A 26,182-nucleotide genomic window follows, 5' to 3' on the forward strand; every position below is an offset into this window, starting at 1 on the left:
CCATTTTAACCTACATACGTTAATTGTTTATTGTCGTGATACACTTGGTTAATCGTTCCTCCACCAAGGCATACTTCTCCTTGATAGAAAACAACTGCTTGTCCAGGTGTGATAGCACGAATCGGTTCGTGGAAAATAACTTTAACTTTGGAATCATCCAAGCGCTCCACCGTCACTTTATTGTCCGACTGGCGATAGCGGAATTTTGCTGTACATTCAAATGTATGTGGTATATCTTCCTTTGAAATCCAGCTGACATTGTCAGAAATGATGCTGTCTGAATAGAGCATTTCATGATGGAAGCCCTGTTCCACATACAGCACATTCCTTTGCAGATCCTTTCCTACGACAAACCAAGGATCACCGTTTCCTCCAATCCCCAATCCATGCCGCTGCCCAATGGTATAGTACATGATTCCATCATGTTGTCCGACAACTTTTCCATCGAAAGTCTCCATATTCCCCTTTGGGGCAGGCAAATAACCACTTAAGAACTCTTTGAAATTTCGTTCTCCGATAAAGCAAATGCCTGTGCTATCTTTTTTGGATGCGGTCGCCAAGTTAGCTTCGGCTGCCAATTCTCTTACTTTTGGTTTTTCGATATCGCCAAGCGGGAATAACACCTTACTTAACTGCTCTTCTGTTAATTGATTAAGGAAATAAGTCTGGTCCTTATTTTCATCCTTCCCTCTTAACATGCTGACTTTCCCGTTTTCTCTGATCACTCTCGCGTAATGTCCTGTAGCTACATAATCGGCTCCAAGGCTCATCGCATGATCTAAAAATGCATTGAATTTGATTTCTTTATTGCAGATTACATCGGGATTTGGCGTTCTTCCTGTCTTATATTCTTCTAGGAAATAAGTGAACACCTTGTCCCAATACTGCTTTTCAAAATTCACGGCATAATACGGAATATCCAGTTGATTGCAGACGCGGATAACATCCTCGTAATCTTCTGTAGCCGTACAAACGCCAAATTCATCTGTATCATCCCAATTTTTCATAAATATCCCAATTACATCATAGCCTTGCTCTTTTAGAAGCATTGCAGCTACAGAAGAATCGACTCCGCCTGACATTCCCACAACGACACGTGTGTCTTTTGGTGCTTTCTCCATTTCGTTTCATCCTATCTTTTGATCACAAGTCCATCATGTAATTAACCGACCTGATCCATCTCTTGTTTATTCAATAATTTCCGTATGGAAACAGCGCTCCATATGATTTAGCATCGTTTCTCCAAGTTCAGTGAACGTGGCTATACCTCGTTTATGAATGGCCGTTTTGAATCCTTCTGCATCTGCCCCCGCAACGGTTAAAAAGTCACAAATATCCGTCGTCACTCCGACAGTATGAACCTTTTCTACCCCTGAATTTCGTAACGTATCGGCTAGATCTGTTTTGAAGAATGCATTATAGTTCGTTTTAGGCGAATAAATCAAATTCTTATTCTCTTGATGACTTTCAAACCAATCGTATAATTCTCCATACAATTGTTGTCCTTCTGTCCCCACAATATTATGTGGCGGCCATAATTCAAAGTGCGGGTCATCTGGTTGGTGTGCATCCATCGATACGACAACGAGATCTCCCCCCGCTAAAAACGTCGTTGCCAAATCCTTAATATAAGGCACAATGTCTTGAGCTGGCTTACCAACCGTCAATGTTCCATTATCTGCTACAAAATCATTGCTCATATCCACAATCAATAAAGCTTCTTTTGTCATTTAAAGTCAACTCCAAACAGTAATGTTATTGATCAATTTTCTTGCTATATCAGGATATCGTTTGTAGGCTATTATATTTTTTTGCTTCTTCTATATTCTTCATCTTGTTATCCCAACAAGCCTGGCTTAAATCAACAGGATACTCCGCCGGGTTTAATGAACGTTTGTACTCTTCCCATAAAAGGTCCAGTTGTTGCCCGGCATAGTATTGGATCTCTTGGATGCGCGGACGATCATACACAAGTGTGCCATTGACGAAAATATCTTCGTGCAAGTCTTTGGCTGTAAAATTGGTGACAAAATTTCCAATGTACGTATGCACAGGGTGGAACATATGAAGTCTTTCTTCTTTTTCGGGTTGTTCACTAGCTAAGGCGATATAATCCCCTTCTGATTTTTTCGTAAGATTATTGATAATGCGGTATACCTTTTTCAATCCCGGTGTTGTCACTTTTTCAGGACTCGAAGAAATTTTGATCGTATCACGCATCTGTCCGTTGTCATCTTCAATGGAGACCAATTTGTAGACAGCACCTAAAGCCGGTTGATCGTAAGCGGTGATCGCTTTCGTGCCAACTCCCCATGCATCGATTTTCGCTCCTTGTGCTTTCAAGTTCATAATGGTGTATTCATCCAGATCATTCGAAGCATAAATTTTAGCGTCAACAAAGCCTGCTTGATCTAACAACTTTCTTGCTTCTTTGGAGAGGTAAGCCAAATCTCCGCTATCTAAGCGAATGCCTACAAAATTTATGTTGTCACCCAGTTCTTTGGCGACTTGGATTGCCATAGGAACACCTGACTTTAAGGTGTCATAGGTGTCCACTAAGAAGACACAATTTTTGTGCCGTTTTGCGTATTTATGGAAAGCCGTGTATTCATCTTGATACGCTTGGACAAAGGAATGGGCATGGGTTCCTGAAACAGGAAGACCAAATCGTTTTCCAGCTCGAACATTACTTGTGCTGGAGAACCCACCGATATAAGCAGCTCTTGTCCCCCATAATGCGGCATCGAATTCATGTGCGCGTCTTGATCCGAACTCTGAGACGGGTTGCTCACCTGCGACTTGTTTGATGCGGGATGCTTTGGTTGCGATGAGTGTTTGATAGTTTACGATATTCAATAAAGCCGTCTCGATGAGCTGCGCTTCGGCTAACGGTGCTTCGACACGAAGAATGGGTTCATTGCCAAATACGACTTCCCCTTCTTTCATGGCGCGGACAGTTCCTGTAAAACGTACCGTTCGCAAATAGTCGACATAGTCTTCTCGATAGCCAAGTTCTGTTAAATAATCTAAATCGCTTTCAGAAAAATGAAATGTTTGGAGATAATCAATGATTCGTTCCAATCCAGCAAAAATGGCATATCCATTTCCAAACGGCAGTTTTCGAAAATACAATTCGAATACGGCTTTTTTGGTATGAATGTTATCTTCCCAATATGCCTCTGCCATATTGATTTGGTACAAGTCCGTGTGTAGGGCGAAGCTATCGTCAATATACTCGTTCATAACACTCTCCTCCTCAGCTAATAAAATACGACAGGACTTACTCACGATTAATAGATTTTTATGCTTTCGATTCTGTACTTTTTCGTAAGAGATCTTTAGCAAATTCAACAAGTTGACGACCTTCTTCGGTCCGAAGAAATTTTACATCCAAACCATCAGGACCCAGACGGAAACGGTCCAATGCGTCAGCATCTTTGAAAATTTGATATAGCAATACACCCCGTTCACCTAAACGAGGAGATTTCGCAATTTCTGATAATCCAAGTGAATCATCTTGGTCATGGTAATAGGTAATGTAGTAGGTTTGCTCATCAAAGGGCAAATCATGCGCTCGGCAATAATCCTTATAATACGCAGCAGCACGCGCTCCATGTCCTTTGTCGATCCCATCATCTAGACGACGGGAATCATGAAATACAGCTACCATTCCAAGCGCATTCTTTTCCTCGTCACTTAGCCCTTTTTGATGTCCGATAATGAGCGATAACAACAAGACACGAGCACAATGCGTTTTCGTGTGCCATTCACTATCCGGAAGCCAAAACTCTACATTTTTCTCCATGAATGCATACCATCGTTCATAAGGCTCTTTGATCGGTTGACAGATAGAATCATTCAGAACATTCGCTAGAAACATTTTTCAATCTCTCCTTTTTTCTGATTAGATGAATTACGCTTCGGCGTACTTCAAAATCTGTGACATCCGCCGAAGACGTAACTTGAATCAGCTTATTTCATCTGTACTAATTGCTCTAATACTTCCGCAATATTGCCATCGATCCCAATCGATTTAGCAGCAATCTCGTTTGGAATGAAAAGCTCTCTTCCCTTATTCAGGGTAATATAGGTAGCATTTTCCTCAAGATGGGTTAAATTCATAAATGGGGCTTTAATCAATTGATTTCTTGCACCTACCCCTAATTCCAGAAGAACTAGTTTTTTTCCATGTGCTATTTCGATAAAATCCCGATAAGCACGATAACTGGCTTGCCATGCTTCACCTTTTAGAAAATTACGATCGAATTCTAGATGGACTTGCATCGGCCCACCGCACTCCGGACATCTTGGAATGAGATCCAGAGGGACCCTTCCGTCCTGTTGGTTTCGGGCCATTGCACTCAATAGTTCATCACCTGGATAAATTTTATCGTGACAGCCATTCGTGCATTGCAGATTCCGACTGCTTCCTTCTATTTCGAATAGACGTTCCTCTGGAAATCCTGCCTGTCTGAAATGGTCGTCTATGTTAGAAGTCACCACAAAAAAGTTTTTATCTTTCACTAATTCATAAAGATTCTTCATGACTGGACTGGCTTCTTTGTCATATAAAAAGTAATCGTACATGCGGCTGAAGAATGCCCATTTTTCTTCCTCGGTGGGAAATCGATGAAAGCATCCCTGTATAATGCTGTGAAAACCATGCTTCTCACGGAAATCACCGAAATTCTCCAGAAAGTCCGCGTTCTCTGCAAAAATATGGATGCCTTCCGAAATGGAGAGACCATTACTTGCTCCGATAATGATTCCGTCAGCCTCTTTTATTTTTGCTAGTACATTAGAATATTTCTCTTCCATACGTTTTCTTCCTCCTCGTCCTGTTCATGTGAGTAAGCCTGATGCTCCTGTCAAACTGCGCCTTCTTTACTTTCTTTTTGCTGTTCGACCAGCGCATCTCTTAGTACTAGGGCAATATCTTCATGAATCGCAAGCCCTTTTTCCTCCAGCTGCCCCGGCAATAATGCATCCTTTGGATTGATGGTAATGTAGTATGCATCCGGCCAACTGTACGTCATGTTCCAGAACGGCTCTTTGATGAACATTGGAGTCATTTGACCGACACCCAACTCTAAAAAGAGAACTTTCTTCTCTTGATTTTCCAGAAGGAATTTACGATATTTTCGATGCTCATCTCTAAATTTGGTTCCTTCCAGAAATACAAAGGAACGTACCCACAGTTCCATAGGTCCGCCACACACCGGACACTCGGGAACCATGCTAGTTGGAATCTTCGTTCCTTCAATGTGGGAACACAATTCCTTTGCCTGTTCCGCATAAGGATAAATTTGGTCGTGACAAGGTTTTGAACATTGTAAAGCTGTCCAGTTCCCTTGAATGGCACTGACCTTTTCTTCCGGGAATATTTGCATAAACTGCGTATCTTGATTGGTAGTGAGAACAAAATATTCTTTACCGTCTAGAATTTTATATAAATCCTTGTAAGGCTGACCAAGGGGAACCTCCGCTACAAAGTTGATCAACGTGGCAAGATAAGCCCATCGTTCTTCCTCAGTACGGAATTTATAGTAAAAGCCTCCAAAGATGCTGTCAATCCCATACTTTTCAGCAAATGCGTTAAAGTACTTCCGAAAATTTTCATCGTCCCGATACCAGTTATATCCGGCAGCCGCAGACATACCGGCAGCACCGCCAACTACAATTGCGTCAGCTTCCTCGATTTTTTGCAGTAATGTGTTTATATTGTCTTGATATTGTTCTGGTAACATATATTATTTGTCTCCTTTAATTTGATTTAAATGTATTATAAAGCGGGTATACATTCATAAACAAGTATGCACTTTTAGGACATATACTTCCCTCAGGGATAGTGTAAATATAATTAACAGCCAAACCTCGTACAGCAAATACCCCTTCCCTATACGGAGTGACTTCCATTCAAACAAATGCTCACTTCCACCATGTATCAAATGGGGTAACGGGCAGCTCCCGCTTATGCTTTGTCACTTCGAATCGGTTTTCAATAATCAGCTTAATATCGGGCTTAACTTGATTCCCTTGTAAATATTGATCGAGATCATCGTATGCAATCCCAAGTTCCGTCTCATCCGCTTGAAGAGGTTTGTTATCCAATAAATCCGCTGTTGGCGTCTTTAGGTAAAGTTGCTCGGTGGCATGAAGCGCCTTCAAGAGTTCGCGTCCCTGCCCTTTTGTGAGACCGGCCAAAGGAAGGATATCGGCGCCACCGTCGCCGTATTTTGTGAAGAAACCCGTTACGGCCTCGGCCGCATGATCCGCACCGATGACCAAGCATTGCTGCTCACCGGCAATCGCGTATTGTGCAACCATACGCATTCTGGCTTTCACATTCCCCTTGTGATAATCAGTCATGACTTCGCTCGTCGCATTCGAATAGACATTGACAAAAGCTTCGATGGGATCCTGAATGTTGAAGACAACTGTTTGGTCAGGCTGGATAAAGTCTAAAGCCGCTTGAGCATCTTCTTCATCTTTTTGCATGCCGTAAGGGAGGCGTACTGCATAAAACTCGGCTTCATTACCTTCTGCCCTCAGTTCTTCGGCTGCCAATTGCGACAGCCTTCCGGCAAGCGTCGAGTCTTGCCCCCCACTGATTCCCAAGACAAAACCTTTTGCTCCCACTTTCAAACAGTATGCTTTGAGAAAGTCGATCCGGTTGCGAATTTCCTTTTTAACATTGATTTCAGGTTTTACATGCAATGCTTTTAGGATTTCCATCTGCATGTTCATTGGAAACTCCCCCTTAGTTTTGGTACAAATGATTAGCTTTGATGTACTCGTAACAATTTTCAGGAAGTAAATATCGTGGTTCCCCTTCTTTTTGGAACTCTTCCCGAATATACGTAGAGCTAATTTCCATAGCTAATCCTTTGTCGATTAGATGAAAGGTTTTACCATCATCTACATTTCGCAGAATCGGTGATTTTGCAATCGCGGTCAACATGTCGATGCCATTTCGCGCCATGACAATAAACTTATTTTCCTGTACAAGCTCTTTCGACTTTTTCCACTTCTCATCCCCGATATCTACGAGCAGGTCAGCACCCATGATGAAGTAGACCTCATCATCCGGATATCTTTCCTTGAAGTGTTTCATTGTCAGGTAGGTGGCAATTTCCCAAGCATACTGCCTCATTTCATAATCGTTGGCAACAAACTTCTCATTTCCCTTAATCGCCATGCGGACTAGGTTCCACCGGTGCTCATCAGAAATATGCATCTGTTTGTCGGTACGCTGATTGGAGGAAGGCAGGAAAATAACGCAATCCAATTTGCAACGATGAGCAATCGTACTCGCCGTCCACAAGTGAACATTCGTGATCGGATCAAAGGAAGATCCATAAATTCCGATTTTCGCCACAACATTTCCCCCCTTTACTTGAAACTAAATGTATTATATAGTCGATATAGATTCAGTAACAAGTATGCACTTTCTTGACGCATACTATCTAGGAGGATAGTATAATGACGAAAAAATCCAAAGTTAACGTTGCCGACAACGAAGAAACATTTTTCGGCTATACACTTTCCATTATTAACGGTAAATGGAAACTGCTCATTATTTACTATTTATCAAAAAGTGGGACAGTGCGCTATAATGAGCTTCAGCGAATGATCGGGAAAATCACCTATAAAACGCTCAGTTCCACCTTAAAGGAAATGGTAGATGATGGTATCATTCATCGGGAGGAATATCCACAAATCCCTCCGAAGGTCGAATATAGCCTGACTGAAAAAGGGCAAACACTCTGGCCTATTATCCAAGAAATGTGCCAATGGGGAGAGTTCAATAAAGAAAACTAAAAAATAAGCGTGAAATAGCTCCCGCCTCAATGTAGGATGGGGGCTATTTCACGCTCACAGTATAAGAATAGTAGATACTCATAGCTGCTTTACGCTATGAGGTTTACGAGACAAAACAAAAATTACAGGAATCAGTAATAGCGAAAGAATAGCTCCAGCAATAGATAGCATTGCATAACTGGAATGAGCAACGACCATTCCAGATAATGCACTGCCAGAAGCACCGGATAATGCAAGCAAGACATCAACTGACCCTTGCGTTTTGGCCCGGACAGATGGATGTGCTGCATCTACGATGAGAGCTGTTCCGCTAATTAGACCAAGATTCCAGCCAATACCAAGTAAGACGAGCGCAGTGATCATCAGTGCCAATGATTCCCCAGGCGCAAACGCGGCCACTATACCGGCGGCCAAAAGCGTGATGCCAGAAGCAATAGCCATAGCACTCCGACCGACTTTATCTACAAGCGCGCCTGTGAAAAGCGAAGGAAAATACATGGCGCCTATATGAAAACCGATGACCAACCCTATTTCTCTCAAACTATGACCGTGGTTTCCCATGTGTATAGGTGTCATTGTCATGATGGCCACCATGACAAACTGAGTTAAGATCATAATTGTAGCACCCACGGCTATTCCTTTTTTGTTTATTGTAAAACCTTCCAAATTTGAACCTGCCTGTTTAGCACTGTCCTTCTGTTGGGCATTCGCAATAGCCGTAGCCAAAAGCAACGGATCTGGACGGAGGAAAATCAAAGGAACCAATCCGGCAAGGATAAAAGCAGCCGCCGCTAGAATAAAGGGGCCAGCTAAAGTTGGAATCCCGATAGATTGCGCGTATTTCCCCATCACATCAACCAAGTTAGGACCTGCTACAGCACCAAAAGTAGTGGAAACCATGGCTAGGCTTACAGCGGTTCCCCGCTGTTTAGACGTCGCCAGATCTGTGCCTGCATATCGTGCTAGCAGATTGGTAGCGGTGCCCGCACCATAAATAAACAGGGAAACAAATAAAAGAATGACACTATTGGCAAAGGTGGCGAGTATAACGCCGATCGCTCCCAGTCCACCAATAAGAAAACCAGTTGCAAGTCCTGATCTGCGGCCAAAACGCTGTGAAAGTCGGCCTATAAGCAGTGCTCCTCCTGCAGACCCTAAAGTAAGTAAGGCAATTGGAATTCCTGCCGCACTGTCTGTCCCTAGCATCTCTTGTGCAATCAGTGCACCGACCGTTATACCCGCTGCAAGCCCTAATCCTGCAAAGATTTGTGAAAAAATCACGATTATTAATGTTTTTTTATAAAGCTGTTTTTGTTTTTCACGCGAATCAATATAACTTTGCAACCAAACTGGCTGTTGTGAATGACTCATATATCGAGTTTTATTTTTCATAAAATTACCTCCTACAAAAATACCTGATCAATAAAAGCTCATGATTTTCAAAAAACTAATCATGAGCGCGCCTTGTCTATTGAAACTCCATATCATTTAAAACCTAAAAAGTATACGATTCACCATCATCAGGAACTAAAACATGAGAAGCAATTCCTTTCTCAATCGCAAAGCTTTTTAATTCCTCTCTTGATAATGTCCAATGATTGGCAGCTTCCATATGCACAGAAATGATTGTTGCATTAGATGCAGCTTTGTACACTTCATAGATATCCTCTTTCCCCATGATGAGGGAACCAAGTGACAGTATTTGATTATCTCCACCATTTACGACGATAATTTCTGGATCATGTGTCTCAATCACTTCCTGGACCCCTTTATACCAAACTGTATCTCCAGCTACATATAACGTTTTTTCTGTTGAGTGTTTAAAGACAATGCCACATACTTGGCCAAGAAGTTTTAATACGTTTTCTCCTCTTCCGTGTTCGCCTTCGGTTTTGATTAATCGGATATCGCCAAAGACCGTTTCTTCTGTTAAAACCTCTACATTTTGAAAACCATCATTTCTGACTACTTCGGCATCTGCTTCATTTTGCACAAACACTTTGAGATTTTTCGGTAATACATTTTTGGCCACTTTATCATAATGATCTAAATGCAAATGCGTAAGAATAACAGCATCAATCCCTTGAATAATAGTATCAACCGATGCCGGCAAACTAACTAAAGGGTTATATTTATCTTGTCTGATCGTATCCTCAAAAGGGGGATACGTACCTTTTTCCGCCAAAAATGGATCGATTAAAAATTTTTTATCTGCATAGTCCACAATGATGGTTGCATTTCGAATTTGTTGGATTTTCATGTTGATGTACTCCTTTTCTTTGGTATGGAAATAGCTTATACTATGCCCAATAACAAATACACAGATAAAATAAAGTCTTTTTGCCGTTTGACTTAATTTTTAAAAGCACATACTGGATGTGCTTTTTACGATTTAAGGTAACAGTACACAAAAAGGTTTTCTTGAAAGGATTTGATAGAATGTTGGATCACACGGACCAGCAAATCTTAGATGTGTTGTCTAAAAATAGCCGAATGACGATGAAAGAATTGGGTGAGAAGGTTCATTTGACTGGGCCAGCGGCTGCAACTAGAGTGATGAAATTGCTGGATAATGGAGTTATCACGGGGTGTAGCATTGAAGTCAACCAAGTCAAAATGGGGTATTTTATACATGCTTTTATTAACGTCTATACAAAAAATTTGTACCATCAACCATATCTGTCGTTTATAAAAACACAAAATCAATATGTCATCAATAATTATAAAATCAGCGGCGATAGTTGTTATCTTCTGGAAAGTAGATTTCCATCTAATGAAGTATTAGATGAATTTTTGTCGGAATTAAACAAACATGCAAACTACAAATTATCCATTGTTATCAGTAAATAACATAAGCTTTCTTGAAAACTAAAAAAACAAAGTGAAACCGGCAAAGCACTTTGTTTTAGCTATGTATTTCACCTTAAAAAAGTAAGCGTCAAATAAAAAAAGTGAAATTGAGCGAGCTCAATTTCACTATTTCCTATATTGAGGTGGGTTTTGTCCCAGTCTCTTTTTGCTGTTTTTTCGATCTCTCTCTATCCAATACGCCGTCCCTACTTCAAATTAATCGTTAACTCCTTGTCATAATCCAATTGGTAATAAGAGCTATAGGGAAAAAGATGATTACTGAAAGATAAATGATTAGATTGAAGCCAATATACTCAAGTATAAAAGGTGAAAATGAACTTATAACAGCCCATCCTAACCAACAAGACGCTGAATTTAAAGACGCAGCTGTACCACGTATACTCGTATGGAATTTTTCTGTAAACAGTCTCGGAATAATCCCCCATATACCAGCCCCGAAAAAATTCCATAAAAGGTATCCAGTTAAAAAGGAGGAAAATTCGTTCGAAAAATAGTTGATCCAAACAATCAGTACAGTACCCGTTGAGAGAAAAATAAGGTTTGTTTTACGGATGCCCAAGTAGCCCCCAAGCCATCCGCAGCAAATATACCCCAAAATACTAATGAGGCTTCCTAACACGGTGATATAAGTTGTCTGCATCAAGTCAAGTCCGAAGGCATCTCTCATCCAATAAGGGGCGAACCATATTAACAAACTATACGAAAATACGGCGGCGTTTATATATACCCAAACAAGTATACTATTCGATAAATTTTTTCCACTCAAAAGCTTACTGTAATTAGTTTTAAATACATTGACCTGGTTATTTACAAATTCCATAAAGTTTTTATTCGCTCGAAAATCTAGTGATATTGCTTGGCGTTTACGTTCTTTCTTAAACTGTTCTGATTCTTCGACAAATAGTCTAATTACAATAATTACAAATGCTGGTATTGTAGCAATAAAAAACGCGCTTCTCCAACCTAGATTTGGAATTGAATAGGATGTAATAATTCCGGCAAGCGCAGTGCCTGCCGGCCAACCTGCTGCCATTATCCCTAGCAACCAACCACGATGTTTTTTAGGAACTGATTCAATTAGTATGGTAGCGCCTACTGCATACTCAGCGAAAGCACTTCCTGTAGCAATCAATCTAAAAATGACTAATGAAGTAAAATTCCAAGCTAAACCGCTCAAAAAAGTTCCAACTGTTACAAGTACAAGAATCCATTGAAATATTATTTTCCGCCCCCAAAAATCCATTAAGGGACCGACAAATACGCTAAAAAAAATGGCTAAAAAAAAGCCGCCTCCGACAATAAAACCAAACGCTTGCAAATCAAAATCAAATCGTTCCATCAAATAAGGTCCCACAAAGAAAAATAATGATGCATCCATTGCCGATATCATCCACCCTAAAAAAGTAATGAATACCAAAAGTAGATGATATCGATTTAAACCTTGAGACTCGTACATAATTTCTCTCCCGTTTTTATTTGTATAATTCCCGGTAACGATTTGGGGTAAAGCCTGTTTCTTTTTTGAATACTTTTAAGAAATATTTTACATCGTTATAACCAACTTCTACACTAACTTCATAAAGAGGCATATCTGAATTCAAAAGAAGGTCTTTAGCGGATTCAATCCTTTTTTGAGTTACGTGTGATGTGAAATTTATGCCCGTTTCCTTTTTAATGATGAAGCTTAAATAGGCTGGTGAAAGATTAAGATGTTCTGCAATCTGGTCTAATGATAATGAAGAATTATTGTAATGCATATCGATATACTCTTTCGCTTGTGAAATATAGTTTATTTTCGATGGGGTGAAGTTTTGAATAATCTCATCCACTAGTGGCTCAAAAGCCAGGTTATAAATCCCCCTGAGTTCTTCAAATGTATAAGCAGACTTAAATTTGTGAAGTAACATCAGCCGATTAGGCGATTTTAATTGTTCAGCAGTTAAATATCTAGACAAGAACAAATATAATTGGAAATGAATAATCCTTTTTTGTTCTAAAGAATTATACTTTTCCAATATATCATCAATAATACTTTTAACAAATCCTTTATCTCCTTTTTGAAGTGCTTTTAAGATCAGCGTTTCTTCTTTTAAAGAAATACCAATATCGATGTCGATGTATTCTTGATTTTGGTAGTAATTCGTTTGAAATGCTTGCTCTGCTTCATGCAAAATCATCTTGATTGCTTTCGTTAATGATTTTTCCAATTCTTCCGGGTCAACCGGTTTCAATATATAATCTATGACAGCATGTTGTATTGCCTTTTTTGCAAACTCAAAATCATCATAACCCGATATAATAATGATTTTCGGCAGTCGTCCAGTAATTTCCGAGATTTTATCTAACATGCCAAACCCATCAATCTTGGGCATTTTGATATCCGTAAGAATGATATCCGGTTTACATTCATCCATTAATTCGAGGGCTTCTTGTCCATTTCTTGCGCTCGCAACATGCTGAATATGTAACTCGTCCCAAGCCAACATTTTTTCTAATCCTTTTCGCATCCATACCTCATCTTCGATTATCATCATTCGAAACATGTACTTCCCCTCCGTTCTGACTTTCAAAAGGTAAGGTAATCTTTACACAAAGACCTCTTGGTTGAACCGAATGAAAAGACAATCCATATACTTTTCCAAAGGCTAATTTGATGCGCGTATTTACATTTAATAGACCGATACCTTTGGATTGTTCATTATTCAATGAGGTATCAGCCTCGTTAAATAATGCATTCATTTCATCTAGTTGCTTTTGCTTCCATGATAGGCCGTTATCTTCAACGTCAATTATAATCGAATCGCCTTTTCTATATCCTACTATTCGGATTAAACCTTGCGCTTCTAGATGTTCGAAAGCGTGTTCAAAACAATTTTCGACGATTGGCTGAAGCATAAATTTAATCGTTTTACATTCTAATAACTCATCCTCAAATTTAATCTCTTTCCTAATCATTCCATCGAACCGAATCAGTTGAACCCGCAAATAATTTTTTACGTGCTCCAATTCCTCTTTTAAGAAAACATATTCCTTATCCTGAATTGTATTGTAACGAAACATGTTAGAGAGAGACCTCGTCAATTCTGCAATAAGCGGTACTCTTTCAATTATAGCAATGGAATTGATGGTTCCGAGCGTGTTATAGAGAAAGTGCGGATTTATTTGTGATTGCAGAGCTAAAAACTGAGCTTTATTTGTTTTGATTTCAAGATGGTATCCTTTATCGATCTGGTCTTTTAGTTCTTGAAATACTTTATTTAACTGAATCGATATTTCCCATACCTCATCTTTCATCATCACTTCATCAGAGAGTGAGATATTTTTTTGCTTCATCTCTTTTGACAGCCTTCGAATCGGCCTCGTTAAATAGAAGGATATCAGAACAATCGAAAAAATACTGATAAAACTTACTATCACAAGAATAATGATCAATTCTTTAATGAAAAAGACCTTTTCAAGCACGTAGTTGGCTGGTGTAAGTAAAATATAATAAATATTCAATTCCTTATCGAGATAGTAAGAGACCAATACATCTTCATTGTTATTAGGCAATCTTAATTCACTCTTACTTTCTGAACTGGCACTGTGTTTTTCAATCTTTTCAATTAGCATATTGGAATCGATTTTGCTGTCCTTTGTAGAAAATACATTCCTACCTTCTCCATCAATCACATGGAAAGTTTGCTCTTCTGATTCTAATTTAAAATCAGTAAATAACCTTTCGAAAAATTCTTTCATACTATGGGCTGTTTCGAAATTCTCATGATAAGCAACACTGGAACCGCCTACCACTTTAAGGAAATGCAAATTAGAGTCGACAGTTTTATCATATAGTCTAGTAGCCCCAAGTTGGGAAATCAATATAATGATGATAATGATAGGTACAATTGTCATGAAAAAGTAGAGAATAATATATTTATACTTTAGACTGATAAACAAATACATCATTCCTTTCTTTGCGTTCTGCATAAATAATAACAAAAACCTGCTGGCAATACTTGTGGTCAGCAGGTTTTTGTTATTATTTAGCTGTAAATCCACCATCTACAACAAATTCTGAGCCCGTTGTGAATGTTGATTCATCTGAGATGAGATGTAAGATTAAGTATGAAACTTCTTCAGGTTCTGCGATTCGTCCTAAAGGAGTTGCTGTTATAACCTCATCGAATAGTTTTATGTTTGTACTGATTACACCCGGATGTACGGAATTCACTCGTATATTATACTTAGCAAGCTCCAAGGCAGCCGTTTTAGTCATTCCAGTGACGGCAAATTTTGTTGCACTATAAGAAATATCATTGGCAGTTCCAACTAGACCTGAAGTTGAGGAAATATTCACGATGGAACCGCCGTTCGTTTTTTTCATCGATTTTAATACCGTTTGCATCCCTTTAAAAACGCTATATTGATTAATGGCAATAACCCTGTTGAAATCTTCATCGTTCAATTCTTCCAAAGGTCCAAGTGGTCCCACTATTCCAGCGTTATTTACAAGTCCGGTAATTGGTCCAAATGCTTTCTCCGCCTGATCAATCACAATTTGCCAATCATCTTTATTCGCTACATCATGTTTAACAAAGAGTGCGTTTTCACCAAGTTCCTCTGCCACTTTTTGACCTTTTTCTTCATTAATATCAGTTAATACAACCTGTGCCCCTTCTTTTACAAATAGCCTTGCATGGGCTTCCCCCATTCCGCTAGCTGCTCCAGTTATAACGACTACTTTCCCTGTTAACCTGCTCATTATGTATTCCTCCATTGTTAAACGTCTTGCTGATTTATGAGGTAACACCACACTTATCTCGCCTACCTAAGAACGGGTTACCTCAATGGACTTGATTCGATATTTATAAGCGCTTACAAATTTATTTTGTTAAAAGACTTCTTTCATGCATCGATTTATAAGGCTCATATTTCGTGTAAACATCCTCACGACGTGTTCGATCATAAAAAGTTGTTGCAGCACCGGTTTTTCGATTTTCATAAATTTCATCAATATCTACAACTCCGGTTACGACGGTGTGTGTATTTGTTTCCGATTCCGCTACAACACCGTTTGGTGACCAAGCGAGATCACATGGACTTAGAATGGACGAGCGGCCGTATCCCTTTGGAAGAGGTTCTCCAGGATCACCAACAGTAGGACAATGAACAACGTACACCTGATTTTCAATAGCTCTAGCCTGTGCACAATGACGTACACGCCAAAATCCGGCTTCAGTGAACGTGTATGAAGGGGCAAAGATAATTTCGGCTCCCTTTACACTGAGTATCCTTGAAATTTCCGGTATTTCAGATTCATAACAAACCGCTAACCCGATTTTGGCTGGACCGATAGAATATACTTCTAGACTGTCGCCTTCAGCCGTTTCCCAATTGGATTCCGCAGGAAAAATATGCGTTTTTTTGTGTTCGACGTATGTTCCGTCTTTATCAAAAATATAAGCAATATTGAAGTATTTATCCTCCCTACCCACTATATGTGAACCTGCAAGAATAACCTGTTTCCGTTCTTTCGCAATATTACTAAAGAGTTCTATATATTGTGGTGTATATTCATCGATTTTTGTCAAATCAGTAGCAGTCAATGAATCTGCGTCCGGAAAACTCGCCAATAAACCGACCGTGAATAATTCAGGGAAAAGAACATAATCCGAGTCTGTTGGCACTTGACTAATTAGTTCTTCCACCTGTCTTTGAAATACTTCAAATGAAGATACTTTTTCTACACGAAATTGACAAGCCGTTATTTTCACTTTTTTCAATTGAATTCCTCCCACATAGTATTATCTTTCCCGTATCCGACTTACTCGTCAGATTCTTCATAAGCGTCATAGATTTCACCTAGTGTTGCAAACCATGCGCCATTCGCTTCCATGTACTGAATTAACTTTTCCAACATTTGAATCGTATGTGCACGACCAATTGTTTGAGGATGCGTTGTTAACACATAACATGCGCCTTCCTCATTATTACGGGCATAATCAAAAATGGAAGCCCAGCGATTAAAAATATCCTCTACTGGTCTCATCCCTTCTTGTCCTCCAGTAATATACTCCATCTGTGGAAAATCATCCAAATACCAAGAAACGGGTATTTCTAAAATGCTGGAAGGTGGTCCGAATACATTCGCTCGATCTGAATGAACTTCAACTGGGCGAGGTCGATACGGATGAAGATCATTGCCCATTAAGCTACTATCATATTTAAATCCGTATTTTTCAAGAATAGTAAGTGTGTTTGGGCTAAAATCCCAATACGGTGAGCGATATCCGCGTGGTTTCACGCCAATTTTGGCAAGGGATTCAAGTCCCATTTGCATGACTCTTTCTTCTTCCTCATAGGTCATATTTGTCGGATTTTCATGTACATACCCGTGGTGAGCCACTTCATGTCCGGCCGCTACAACTTCTTTACAGATGTCTGTAAACGTATCCACTGTATGTCCGGGAATACACCATGTTGTTTTGATATCATACTTTTCGGTTAGTTTCAGCAATCGAGGTGCAGCAACTTCTGCTCCAAACTCGCCTCTAGCCATGTAAGCAGGAGATGTTAGATTGAATGAGCCATCCCAAATTGATTGTGCATCGAAATCGAAACCAATATTTACTGCAACCGTTTTCCCTTTTGGAAGTCTGACTTTTCCACTTTTCTGCATTTCTATTCCCCCTAAAATAGTATTCAATTTTAGTACATATATAAATCAATTCATATTCTCAACAAACACGACAACATTTTGCCGTTTTACGAAAGTAGTGACGAATAATAATGTCAAAAAAGTCAATCTGATTTATATAACTTAACTTTAAATAATCTTCGGACATTTGAATACTCTAAAAATTATATACGGGTGGAATTTTTCAATGCTATAAGGAAGTCAAATAAAAAAGTAACCATTTAAACGTTTAATCTGTTTAGACGGTTACCTTTTATAAGTATTTCCTAAGCATAAAGGATCTCTATCATAGAGTGGTAGATAATGGATTGCGTTTTTTAATCTCTTTTATCGATAAATGTACAGTATAATTCCCATATTCGAGTATTTTATCCAGAAAAAGATTCAATTGCTCTTGAGAATCAACTATTATTTTTAGATGATAACAGCCTTCTCCCGATACACGATGAACTTCCACTACCTCATTTCGATCATTCATTAACCGTATAAACGAATCATGGTTTGCTGTTTTCATATAAATGATGATAAACGCTGTATAGGAAAGTCCTAATTTCATTTCATCGACGATTAGAGAATAGGCTTTAATGACACCGTTATCCTCAAGTTTTTTTATACGATTTCCTACCGCCTGTCCCGTCATATGAATTTGTTCACCTAAGTCTTTCCATTGTATGCGCGAATTTTCGGAAAGCAACCGAAGTATTTGAAAATCAACATTATCAAGTTCCATAATACATTCCTTTCACCGTGAAACTGTTTTATCTGAAAGTGTTTCATCAACTTATCGATAAAATACCACATACGGTATATGATTGTAATGTAGCAAAATACTTTAAACGAGGTGGAGAATTATGAGCACAGCTCTAATTATTGTAGATATTCAAAACGACTATTTCCAAAACGGAAGAATGGAATTAGTGAATCCAGACCAAGCAGCTGCGAATGCTGCTAAAGTACTTGAACATTTTAGAAAGAACAAAAATGAGAACATTTTTCACGTTCAGCATATCGCAGCTGATCCATCATTGGGCTTCTTCCTTCCGGATACAGAGGGTGCTGAAATACATGAAACAGTTCAACCTTTGGAAAACGAACACCTAATCGTCAAAAACTTCCCTAACAGCTATTTAAAAACTGATTTGGAAAGCAAATTAAGAGAGAATGGCGTAACCAAAGTAGTCGTCGTAGGCATGATGACGCATATGTGTATCGATGCAACTGTCAGAGCGTCTGTAGATTTAGGCTTTGAAACGACACTTATCGAAGATGCATGTGCTACGCGCGACATGGCTTATGAAGGTAAAACCGTTCCAGCTGAACAAGTCCATGTTGCATTTGTCAGCGCTGTTGGAAGTATGTATTGCGATGTAAAATCGACTGCAGATTTCCTGCAACAAAACTAACACAGTGTTAAACAGCAAATCAATCACGCCTCGGCGTGATTGCGTCCAGATTTTGAATTGCGCTTGCGCAATTAACTCCTTTCAAAATCTGTGACATCCGCCGGAGGCTTAACTTGAATCAGCAGGGAGTTTGAACTCCCTCTGATTGAAACGCTTTCCGGCATTCATCCCGCCCCTTATGGAAGTGGAAGTCTTCTGCTGAGTCAAGTTAAAGTAAAAGGCATTTGGGAACGAGCTTATTCTCAAATGCCTTTTACTTATCTCGTTATTCGGATACAATATCGGATAATAGCCGGATAATGCTAATTCCTTTTTTAATGTGATTATACAGTAACATCGTCCTTTACTACCACATCTAATTTACCTGTTTCCGGGTCAATCACTAAGCCATGGACAGGTGTACCAATTGGGAGAAGGGGATGTTTCTTAATCATATTCACGCTATTACGAACGCTATCTTCTACATTTTCAAAACCTGCGAGCCAATTCTTAATATCAATGCCGGCAAACTCCAATGTGTCAAATGTTTCTTTAGAAACTCCGCCTTCTTGCATCTTCTTAATCGTTTCAACTGAATTTATATTGTTCATGCCACACCCATGATGCATGATTACACAAACTTCGCTTGCTTGTAGTTCATACAATGCCACTAGAATACTTCTCATAGCACTACCAAATGGATGGGAAATAACACCACCCGCATTTTTGATGATTTTAGCATCCCCATTACGTAAATTCATAGACTGGGGTAAAAGCTCAATTAATCTTGTATCCATACAGGTGACAATCACCATTTTTTTGTTCGGGAATTTGGTTGTACGAAACTCCTCATATTTTCGGTCTTTAACGAATTGCTCATTATATTCCAAAACAGTATCAATCATCATATAAAACCTCTCCTCACTTCGTATGTAGCTGCTTTCAGCATATTTCAATTTTAACTGATTCGTTTTTCAAATTCTTTTATGACGACTTCTAAATAAGAATAACTTCGAAATGAACGAATTGTCAAACAGTTTTAGTTAAATATCATTTTCCACACTCATTGCATTCAGTATACGGATGGGGTCAAAACCGGATATCCATTCTCCGTTTATATTTGTTTGTGGTACTGTGAGTTTCTTTGTTTTCCCGATAAGTTTTATCATGGTAACTGGCCGAATATCTACATTGATTTCTTTAAAGGGTATATCCGAATCATTGAGAAAGTCTTTCACCATTCGGCATACAGGACATAGTGTAGTTGTATAAACCGTTATGTTATGCTTCATTTCATAGCCTCTTTTCCAATTTCCCTTCATCCAATGGTTGATTATACATATCCCGTACCGTTTATTGTAGTTATATGCACAAGGCAAGAATGCCCTTCGCATAAATAAGCCCCAGCACTAAACTGGGGCTTTCTAATGTGAAATCCGAAAGTATTGTGTTAGTTATTTACCTTTCTAATTTAACTCTTTGTAAACGTAATGCGTTTAGGACAACTGATACGGAACTGAATGCCATCGCCGCACCTGCCACCCAAGGAGCGAGTAAACCGAGCGCTGCGATTGGAATCCCGAGCGTATTGTAGCCAAATGCCCAGAATAAGTTTTGTTTAATGTTGCGCATTGTTTTACGACTCATAATGATCGCATCGGCAATACTGTTTAAATCCCCACGAATAAGTGTCACATCGGCGGCTTCCATCGCTACATCTGTTCCTGTACCTATGGCCATTCCAATATCAGCTGTGGCGAGTGCAGGTGCATCATTAATACCGTCACCGACCATCGCAACTTTTTTACCTTGTTGCTGGATCTTTTTCACTTCTTCCGCTTTCCCTTCAGGAAGAACTTCCGCAATGACAGCGTCAATGCCTACCTCTTTCCCGATCGCTTGCGCTGTTCGCTCATTATCACCTGTCATCATGATGACTTTGATGCCCATTTCTTGTAAGCGGCGTACAGCTTCCCGAGATGTATCTTTAATCGTATCTGCTACGGCAACTAGCCCCGCGTATTGTCCATTAATAGCAGCTAACATTGCCGTTTTCCCATCACTCTCTAATTTTTCCATCGTTGGAAGAACCGATTGGATGTCGATGCCATATTGCTGCATCAATTTACGTGTACCTATGACAACAGCTTGACCCGAAACGGTTGCCTGCACACCATAACCCGGGATTGCTTCGAAAAATTGGACGTTACCAAGTTCGATGCCTTTCTCTTGAATGCCTTGCACGATTGCTTCCGCTAATGGGTGTTCCGATTGTTTCTCCGCCGCACCGATTAAGGATAGGAATTTTCCTTCTTCTTGATCAGATGCTAGCACAACATCTGTTAATACAGGTTTACCGTGTGTGACAGTCCCTGTTTTATCCACTACAACCGTGTCAATACTTTGGGTCTGCTCCAAGTGTTCGCCGCTTTTGAACAAAATACCGAATTCAGCTGAACGACCTGAGCCTGCCATAATGGACGTCGGCGTTGCAAGACCGAGCGCACATGGACATGCAATGACCAGTATCGTAATAAAAACTTCCAATGCGGGTGTTACTTCGCCAGGTTGAACCATTAAAATCCACACGAGGAATGAGATGATCGCAATCCCTACAACGATTGGCACGAAAACACCTGAAATTTTGTCCGCTAGTCGCTGGATTTCCGCTTTGGAACCTTGCGCATCTTCAACAACTTTAATAATTTGCGCTAGTGCAGTATCGCGTCCAACTTTCGTCGCTTTCATTTGAATAAAACCATTTTTATTGATCGTTGAACCGAATAAAGCGTCACCTTGCTTTTTATCGATCGGGAGACTTTCCCCTGTTAACATCGATTCATCAACCGCGGTATGACCTTCCAGTACTTCCCCATCAACCGGTATCTTTTCGCCCGGCTTCACTAAAATGGTGTCCCCGATCATGACTTCTTCCAATGGAATTTCTTTTTCTACACCATCACGCACAACAGTCGCGGTTTTCGCTTGTAAGCCCATTAATTTTTTAATCGCTTCTGATGAACGTCCTTTGGCTTTCGCTTCAAAATACTTCCCTAACACAATGAGTGTAATGAGTACCGCACTCGTTTCAAAATAAAGGTGCGGCGCATGTTCGGTACCAGCCGTGACAATCGCCTGATACACACTATAGAAGTATGCGGCGGATGTACCCATGGCAACAAGTACGTCCATATTGGCACTGCCATTCCGTAATGATTTATAAGCTCCGACGTAAAACTGTTTTCCAATGATAAATTGCACGGGTGCTGCAAGTACCATTTGTACCCACGGATTCATTAAAATAGCCGGCAAGTACAGGAAAGATGTAAATGAAAAATGCCCTACCATCGTCCATAATAAAGGCAACGATAAAATGACTGAAATAATAAATTTACGTTTCTGGTCTTGAATGGCTTTTTCACGGTGGTCTACCTGCGCTTTATTATCTTGCTTTTGGTGTGCATGGTAACCAAGCTTCTCCACTTTCGCAATAATATCTGCAATCGTCACTTCTGACGGATTAAATTCGATGGTCGCTTTTTCAAGCGCCAAATTGACGTTCGCGGAAGCAATACCTTCCATTTTGTTTAATCCTTTTTCAATACGTGTCGCACACGCCGCACAAGTCATTCCGGTAATATCAAATGCCGCTTTTTGTTTCACAACACCATAGCCGAGTGCTTCGATTTTCTTTTCAAAATCTGCTTCACTCAGTTTTGACGGATCATACTTGATCGATGACTTTTCGAGCGCTAAGTTGACGTTTGCTTGCTCGACACCTTCCATTTTGTTCAACCCTTTTTCGATACGTGTCGCACACGCTGCACAAGTCATCCCTGTAATTTGGATACTCGCTTCTTTCACTTCTGTACTCATGATGCTTTCCACCTCTTCCATACCTATATGAGGTATATTGAATTGAAAATTAGAGAGTGCTTTGGAAGCACTCTTATCCTACTTCATATCCTTGGTCTTCAATCGTTTCTTTAATCGTATCAAGCGATACTTGCGATTCATTGAATGACACTTCCACTTGGGCATCGTCTAATTTTACCTTTACTCGGCTAACACCCGCTAAATCACCAACGCTAGTCTCAATTGCGCTCACACAATGCCCACATGACATACCCTGTATGTTTAAAGTCAAATTTCCCATGTTTTCTTCTCCTTTAATTATGTTTTTTTAGCCCTGTATACACTATAGGGGTATATTAAAATCAAAAAAATATTTTTAATATAATCCAAATCGATTTCGTATTCACAAAAGCTGAACAACTGATACCCGTAATTTGTAATGGCCCTTCCGTTGTTGCCATTTGCCTCTCCATACGCATTGGGGGTATATAACTTTGAAAAAGAAAGATTATACCTATAGGTACAATCACATTTACAGTTTTATCCCCCGCGCGTCGGGAGCGGAAGTTCCTATTTACATTTCAGACAAGATCATAGCCTTGATCTTCAATTGTTGCTTTGATTTTAGCTAGTGTCGCTGTATTGTCGTATTCCACTGCAACTTCATTATTGTTCAGGTCTACTTTAACTGCAGAAACACCTGCAAGTTCCCCGACATTCGTTTCGATTGCATTCACACAGTGGTTGCATGACATACCTTCGACTTTTAAGATTTCTTTCATATAAAACGCCTCCTGTTCTATTGTTAGTGTCAATTTACCATACCCCGTAGTAGTATGTCAAATTGAAAGTGTTGCTATTTTTATTTTGTCATTGTTTTCATGACATCCATCAACTCTTTGATTGCCGCCTCACCATCTTGCCCTTTAATCGCGTTCACTACACAATGATGTGTATGATCTTCTAGCAATGCTAAAGAAACTTTGTTCATCGCGGATTGGATGGCGCTAATTTGATGTAGAATATCTACACAATAACGGTCATTTTCAACCATTTGATGAACTCCTCTCACTTGACCTTCAACGCGTTTTAATCGATTAAGAAGCTGTTGCTTGTTTGGCTGGACAGTTGTTTTTGGTGTTTCTGACATATCTTTCACCTCTCAAAGTTCTTAGATACCCCATACCCCTATATTAACAATTTCTTCTCAACAGGTCAATAATTATGGCGCCTAAGTAAATGAACATCGAGGTGGAAGGATACCCCTACTCTTATTCAAATGTGTTGTCTGCAAGTTGACTTTTCAAACTTTCTACACCATAGCGGTTCACGAATTTAAAGAAATTCTCTCTTTTTTTCCCATGTTCAGCATAAGTGGCAATGATTTTATCAACAGCTTCATACAACTGCTCAGGCTGTACCTGCTCCATGACGATTGTACCTGCTTGTGCGTCCAATCCTTTTGCCTTGCCCCCCACATACAAGTTATACCCATTTTTCATTTTCATGACACCGATATCATTGACGAGTGGTTCGCCGCATCCAATCGGGCACCCTGTATAAGCGGGTCGAAGTGTTACCGGGACTGCTTTTCCAGCGATTCGATGATTAAGTTCAATCGCAACAGGCATTCCCTCTTGCTCTGCACCTTTACAAAAGTTGCAGGTCCTTAAACTCTTCACAAAGTTTCCTACTGGATAGCATGATAAACCGACCGCTTCGAATTTTTTTTGAACGAACTCAAGATCAGACTCAAGCACCTCGACATACAGTTGTTGAAACGTCGTTAACTCGAGTTCATCCCCTTCTTTCATATATTCCGCAATGACAACAAGCTGTTTGGCATTCAATTTTGAGCCAAATGATATGCCGCCGTTCACAGCTAATTTAACCATTTTTTCTTGTTGCTCCATACAAGTACACATCCTTTCTATATATACAATTCGCTACCTTATTCCGTCGACAGTCTTCCATTACCATATACATGTATAGGGTATGTAGATTTCGAAAATAATAACCATCCTTAAAGGAATAATTATATTCCCCCATGATGGTCGTAAAACAGATTTACTTTCCTTTTATCTACTTAAAAAGAATTTTACCATACCCTTCTATGGTATTCAAAGAGTTTTCTTTTATTTCCTATTTTTTTAAGACTGATGCCTTGAACCTCAACCTTTGTTTTAATGATGATGATGGTGGCCGGATGATTCAGCTTTCACTTTACATAGAATCGAATTGTCATGCTTATGTGCAGATGATTCTAATTGGATCGTCACATGATGAATACCCTTATGGCCAAGATCATGTTCGATTTTATGGAGCAATTTTTGGCTTTCTGCAATTGAAATTTCATCATCTACTACAGCATGGCAAGAAAGCGCATTTAAGCCACTCGTAATCGACCAAACATGTAAATCATGAACGCTTTGAATCCCTTTTGTTTTTTCAATCGTTTGAATCACATCGTTCAAATCTACATTTTGCGGTGTACCTTCCATCAGTACATGTAGAGCTGATTTCGACACATAGTAGCCACTCCGTAAAACGAGCGCAGCTACGAGAACACTTGCCAACGGATCAGCCCAGCCCCAACCAAAGAACATGATCAGCAGTGCAGCGACAATGGCACCGACAGAACCAAGCATATCGCTGATTACATGTAGGTATGCCCCTCGCATATTCAAGTTCTCTTCTACATCCCCACCGCGCATCATTATCCACGCAACAAGAATATTAACGGCCAAGCCAATACCGCTGACAATCAACATTCCTGTAGTTGCCACTTCGGGTGGATTTGCAAAACGTTCGATTGCTTCATAAAAAATGAACAAAGCAATGATGATTAACGTTACACCATTTAGGACAGCTGCCAAGATTTCAAATCGTTTATAGCCAAATGTCTTACTTTCACTCGCTACCTTTTCGCCTAATTTAAATGCGATTAACGCAATCGCCAATGAAAGTGCGTCACTTAGCATATGGCCGGCATCTGCTAGAAGAGCAAGGCTATTTGTTAAGTAGCCCCCTATCACTTCTATAATCATGTAAGTTGCAATGATGAAAAAAGATATAAATAACACTTTTTTATTTGCGCCATGTGTATGGTCGTGTTCATGCCCCATTAAAGTTCCTCCTCAATTGTCAGTACTTGTAAAAAGGGAATTTCCTAATTATGTGTTGCGTGCTCAATTGCCTGCTTTAATAAATTCATAATGTGGTGATCATCTTCTGAATAATAGATCGTTGTCCCTTCCCTTCTAAATTTAACTAATCGTAAATTTTTCAAGAAACGCAACTGATGGGATACAGTCGATTGGCTCAAACCTAAAGTATTTGCAATATCATTCACGGAATGTTCCTGCTTGCATAATAGGTTTAAAATACGGATTCTTGTTGGATCGCCAAGTGCTTTAAAGGTTTGGGATACAACAAATAACGTTTCTTCATCTAAATCTTGCGTGTTTCCAACAGACGTCTCTTCATTTTGACTGCCTTCATTCATTTGCTTTTCCACCTCCATTTATCTATTATATATGCTTATATGAGTATATGTTCATATTTAATGTATTAC

The 26,182-nt window shown here is 39.6% G+C and carries 29 protein-coding genes; 3 read left to right on the forward strand and 26 right to left on the reverse strand.

Features of this window, described 5'->3' with window-relative positions:
• Nucleotides 1–5: 5 nt before the first annotated feature.
• The 8 genes from mnmA to nadD form a co-directional block, all read right to left on the reverse strand.
• Complete coding sequence (gene mnmA, locus MHZ95_RS04860; protein WP_239389399.1) at nt 6–1,121, reverse strand: tRNA 2-thiouridine(34) synthase MnmA; 1,116 nt, start codon at nt 1,119–1,121, stop codon at nt 6–8.
• A gap of 66 nt (nt 1,122–1,187) precedes the next feature.
• Entirely contained in the window at nt 1,188–1,730 is a 543-nt protein-coding gene (locus MHZ95_RS04865; protein ID WP_239389400.1) for a cysteine hydrolase family protein, read from the reverse strand.
• A 49-nt stretch (nt 1,731–1,779) separates the two neighbouring features.
• Complete coding sequence (locus MHZ95_RS04870; protein WP_239389401.1) at nt 1,780–3,243, reverse strand: nicotinate phosphoribosyltransferase; 1,464 nt, start codon at nt 3,241–3,243, stop codon at nt 1,780–1,782.
• A 58-nt stretch (nt 3,244–3,301) separates the two neighbouring features.
• Complete coding sequence (locus MHZ95_RS04875) at nt 3,302–3,880, reverse strand: HD domain-containing protein (protein WP_239389402.1); 579 nt, start codon at nt 3,878–3,880, stop codon at nt 3,302–3,304.
• Between the two features lie 92 nt (nt 3,881–3,972).
• Complete coding sequence (locus tag MHZ95_RS04880; RefSeq protein WP_239389403.1) at nt 3,973–4,818, reverse strand: Sir2 family NAD-dependent protein deacetylase; 846 nt, start codon at nt 4,816–4,818, stop codon at nt 3,973–3,975.
• A 50-nt stretch (nt 4,819–4,868) separates the two neighbouring features.
• Nucleotides 4,869–5,747, reverse strand: coding sequence for an SIR2 family NAD-dependent protein deacylase (locus MHZ95_RS04885; RefSeq protein ID WP_239389404.1), 879 nt, complete (start codon nt 5,745–5,747; stop codon nt 4,869–4,871).
• Nucleotides 5,748–5,928: 181 nt separating this feature from the next.
• Nucleotides 5,929–6,747 carry an ammonia-dependent NAD(+) synthetase gene (gene nadE / locus MHZ95_RS04890; RefSeq protein WP_239389405.1) on the reverse strand — a complete coding sequence of 273 codons (819 nt, stop codon included), beginning with the start codon at nt 6,745–6,747 and terminating at the stop codon, nt 5,929–5,931.
• Nucleotides 6,748–6,760: 13 nt separating this feature from the next.
• Nucleotides 6,761–7,378, reverse strand: coding sequence for a nicotinate (nicotinamide) nucleotide adenylyltransferase (nadD, locus tag MHZ95_RS04895; protein WP_239389406.1), 618 nt, complete (start codon nt 7,376–7,378; stop codon nt 6,761–6,763).
• 101 nt (nt 7,379–7,479) lie between these two features.
• Here nadD and MHZ95_RS04900 point away from each other — a divergent pair, with 101 nt between their 5' ends.
• Nucleotides 7,480–7,821 carry a winged helix-turn-helix transcriptional regulator gene (locus tag MHZ95_RS04900; protein WP_370642916.1) on the forward strand — a complete coding sequence of 114 codons (342 nt, stop codon included), beginning with the start codon at nt 7,480–7,482 and terminating at the stop codon, nt 7,819–7,821.
• Nucleotides 7,822–7,899: 78 nt separating this feature from the next.
• On the opposite strand, the gene MHZ95_RS04905 is transcribed toward MHZ95_RS04900, so the two are convergent.
• Both MHZ95_RS04905 and MHZ95_RS04910 read right to left on the reverse strand, forming a co-directional pair.
• The gene (locus MHZ95_RS04905; protein WP_239389408.1) at nt 7,900–9,213 is read right to left on the reverse strand and encodes an MFS transporter; all 1,314 of its coding nucleotides are present in this window, start codon (nt 9,211–9,213) and stop codon (nt 7,900–7,902) included.
• A 103-nt stretch (nt 9,214–9,316) separates the two neighbouring features.
• Nucleotides 9,317–10,081: an MBL fold metallo-hydrolase gene (locus tag MHZ95_RS04910; RefSeq protein ID WP_239389409.1), complete on the reverse strand. Its 765-nt coding sequence runs from the start codon at nt 10,079–10,081 to the stop codon at nt 9,317–9,319.
• 179 nt (nt 10,082–10,260) lie between these two features.
• On the opposite strand from MHZ95_RS04910, the gene MHZ95_RS04915 reads away from it, so the two are divergent.
• The gene (locus MHZ95_RS04915) at nt 10,261–10,671 is read left to right on the forward strand and encodes an Lrp/AsnC family transcriptional regulator (RefSeq protein WP_239389410.1); all 411 of its coding nucleotides are present in this window, start codon (nt 10,261–10,263) and stop codon (nt 10,669–10,671) included.
• A 223-nt stretch (nt 10,672–10,894) separates the two neighbouring features.
• On the opposite strand, the gene MHZ95_RS04920 is transcribed toward MHZ95_RS04915, so the two are convergent.
• The 7 genes from MHZ95_RS04920 to MHZ95_RS04950 all read right to left on the reverse strand — a co-directional run bounded on the left by MHZ95_RS04920 (nt 10,895) and on the right by MHZ95_RS04950 (nt 18,101).
• Complete coding sequence (locus tag MHZ95_RS04920; protein WP_370642908.1) at nt 10,895–12,148, reverse strand: MFS transporter; 1,254 nt, start codon at nt 12,146–12,148, stop codon at nt 10,895–10,897.
• Between the two features lie 16 nt (nt 12,149–12,164).
• The gene (locus tag MHZ95_RS04925) at nt 12,165–13,235 is read right to left on the reverse strand and encodes a response regulator transcription factor (protein WP_239389412.1); all 1,071 of its coding nucleotides are present in this window, start codon (nt 13,233–13,235) and stop codon (nt 12,165–12,167) included.
• Nucleotides 13,207–14,736, reverse strand: a complete 1,530-nt coding sequence (locus MHZ95_RS04930) for a sensor histidine kinase (protein WP_239389413.1) — start codon at nt 14,734–14,736, stop codon at nt 13,207–13,209. Before MHZ95_RS04930 ends, MHZ95_RS04925 begins: the two co-directional genes overlap by 29 nt.
• A complete protein-coding gene (locus MHZ95_RS04935; protein WP_239389414.1) occupies nt 14,714–15,436 on the reverse strand; it encodes a glucose 1-dehydrogenase in 723 nt (240 codons plus the stop codon). Before MHZ95_RS04935 ends, MHZ95_RS04930 begins: the two co-directional genes overlap by 23 nt.
• Nucleotides 15,437–15,557: 121 nt before the next feature.
• Nucleotides 15,558–16,448 carry a carbon-nitrogen hydrolase family protein gene (locus MHZ95_RS04940; protein WP_239389567.1) on the reverse strand — a complete coding sequence of 297 codons (891 nt, stop codon included), beginning with the start codon at nt 16,446–16,448 and terminating at the stop codon, nt 15,558–15,560.
• A 50-nt stretch (nt 16,449–16,498) separates the two neighbouring features.
• Nucleotides 16,499–17,353, reverse strand: coding sequence for a polysaccharide deacetylase family protein (locus MHZ95_RS04945; protein WP_239389415.1), 855 nt, complete (start codon nt 17,351–17,353; stop codon nt 16,499–16,501).
• Nucleotides 17,354–17,657: 304 nt separating this feature from the next.
• A complete protein-coding gene (locus tag MHZ95_RS04950; RefSeq protein ID WP_239389416.1) occupies nt 17,658–18,101 on the reverse strand; it encodes an Lrp/AsnC family transcriptional regulator in 444 nt (147 codons plus the stop codon).
• Nucleotides 18,102–18,222: 121 nt separating this feature from the next.
• Between MHZ95_RS04950 and MHZ95_RS04955 the strand changes: the two genes are divergently transcribed.
• Nucleotides 18,223–18,774 (forward strand): cysteine hydrolase family protein, encoded by a 552-nt coding sequence (locus MHZ95_RS04955; protein ID WP_239389417.1) that lies wholly within the window; start codon nt 18,223–18,225, stop codon nt 18,772–18,774.
• Nucleotides 18,775–19,097: 323 nt separating this feature from the next.
• Here MHZ95_RS04955 and MHZ95_RS04960 read toward each other — a convergent pair whose 3' ends face one another.
• The 9 genes from MHZ95_RS04960 to MHZ95_RS05000 form a co-directional block, all read right to left on the reverse strand.
• On the reverse strand, nt 19,098–19,661 hold the full coding sequence (locus tag MHZ95_RS04960; RefSeq protein WP_239389418.1) for a beta-class carbonic anhydrase: 564 nt from the start codon (nt 19,659–19,661) through the stop codon (nt 19,098–19,100).
• 135 nt (nt 19,662–19,796) lie between these two features.
• Nucleotides 19,797–20,045, reverse strand: a complete 249-nt coding sequence (locus tag MHZ95_RS04965) for a glutaredoxin family protein (protein WP_239389419.1) — start codon at nt 20,043–20,045, stop codon at nt 19,797–19,799.
• 166 nt (nt 20,046–20,211) lie between these two features.
• Nucleotides 20,212–22,629: a heavy metal translocating P-type ATPase gene (locus MHZ95_RS04970; RefSeq protein ID WP_239389420.1), complete on the reverse strand. Its 2,418-nt coding sequence runs from the start codon at nt 22,627–22,629 to the stop codon at nt 20,212–20,214.
• Nucleotides 22,630–22,702: 73 nt separating this feature from the next.
• The gene (gene copZ / locus MHZ95_RS04975; protein ID WP_239389421.1) at nt 22,703–22,909 is read right to left on the reverse strand and encodes a copper chaperone CopZ; all 207 of its coding nucleotides are present in this window, start codon (nt 22,907–22,909) and stop codon (nt 22,703–22,705) included.
• Between the two features lie 280 nt (nt 22,910–23,189).
• Nucleotides 23,190–23,390 (reverse strand): copper chaperone CopZ, encoded by a 201-nt coding sequence (copZ, locus tag MHZ95_RS04980; protein WP_239389422.1) that lies wholly within the window; start codon nt 23,388–23,390, stop codon nt 23,190–23,192.
• Between the two features lie 80 nt (nt 23,391–23,470).
• Complete coding sequence (locus MHZ95_RS04985; protein WP_239389423.1) at nt 23,471–23,758, reverse strand: metal-sensitive transcriptional regulator; 288 nt, start codon at nt 23,756–23,758, stop codon at nt 23,471–23,473.
• A 121-nt stretch (nt 23,759–23,879) separates the two neighbouring features.
• Nucleotides 23,880–24,521, reverse strand: coding sequence for an NAD(P)/FAD-dependent oxidoreductase (locus MHZ95_RS04990; RefSeq protein ID WP_239389424.1), 642 nt, complete (start codon nt 24,519–24,521; stop codon nt 23,880–23,882).
• A 270-nt stretch (nt 24,522–24,791) separates the two neighbouring features.
• Complete coding sequence (locus tag MHZ95_RS04995; RefSeq protein WP_239389425.1) at nt 24,792–25,733, reverse strand: cation diffusion facilitator family transporter; 942 nt, start codon at nt 25,731–25,733, stop codon at nt 24,792–24,794.
• 44 nt (nt 25,734–25,777) lie between these two features.
• Nucleotides 25,778–26,113: an ArsR/SmtB family transcription factor gene (locus MHZ95_RS05000; RefSeq protein ID WP_239389426.1), complete on the reverse strand. Its 336-nt coding sequence runs from the start codon at nt 26,111–26,113 to the stop codon at nt 25,778–25,780.
• Between the last annotated feature and the right edge of the window lie 69 nt (nt 26,114–26,182).

The organism is Sporosarcina sp. ACRSM, from assembly GCF_022346545.1.
Classification (GTDB): Bacteria; Bacillota; Bacilli; order Bacillales_A; family Planococcaceae; genus Sporosarcina.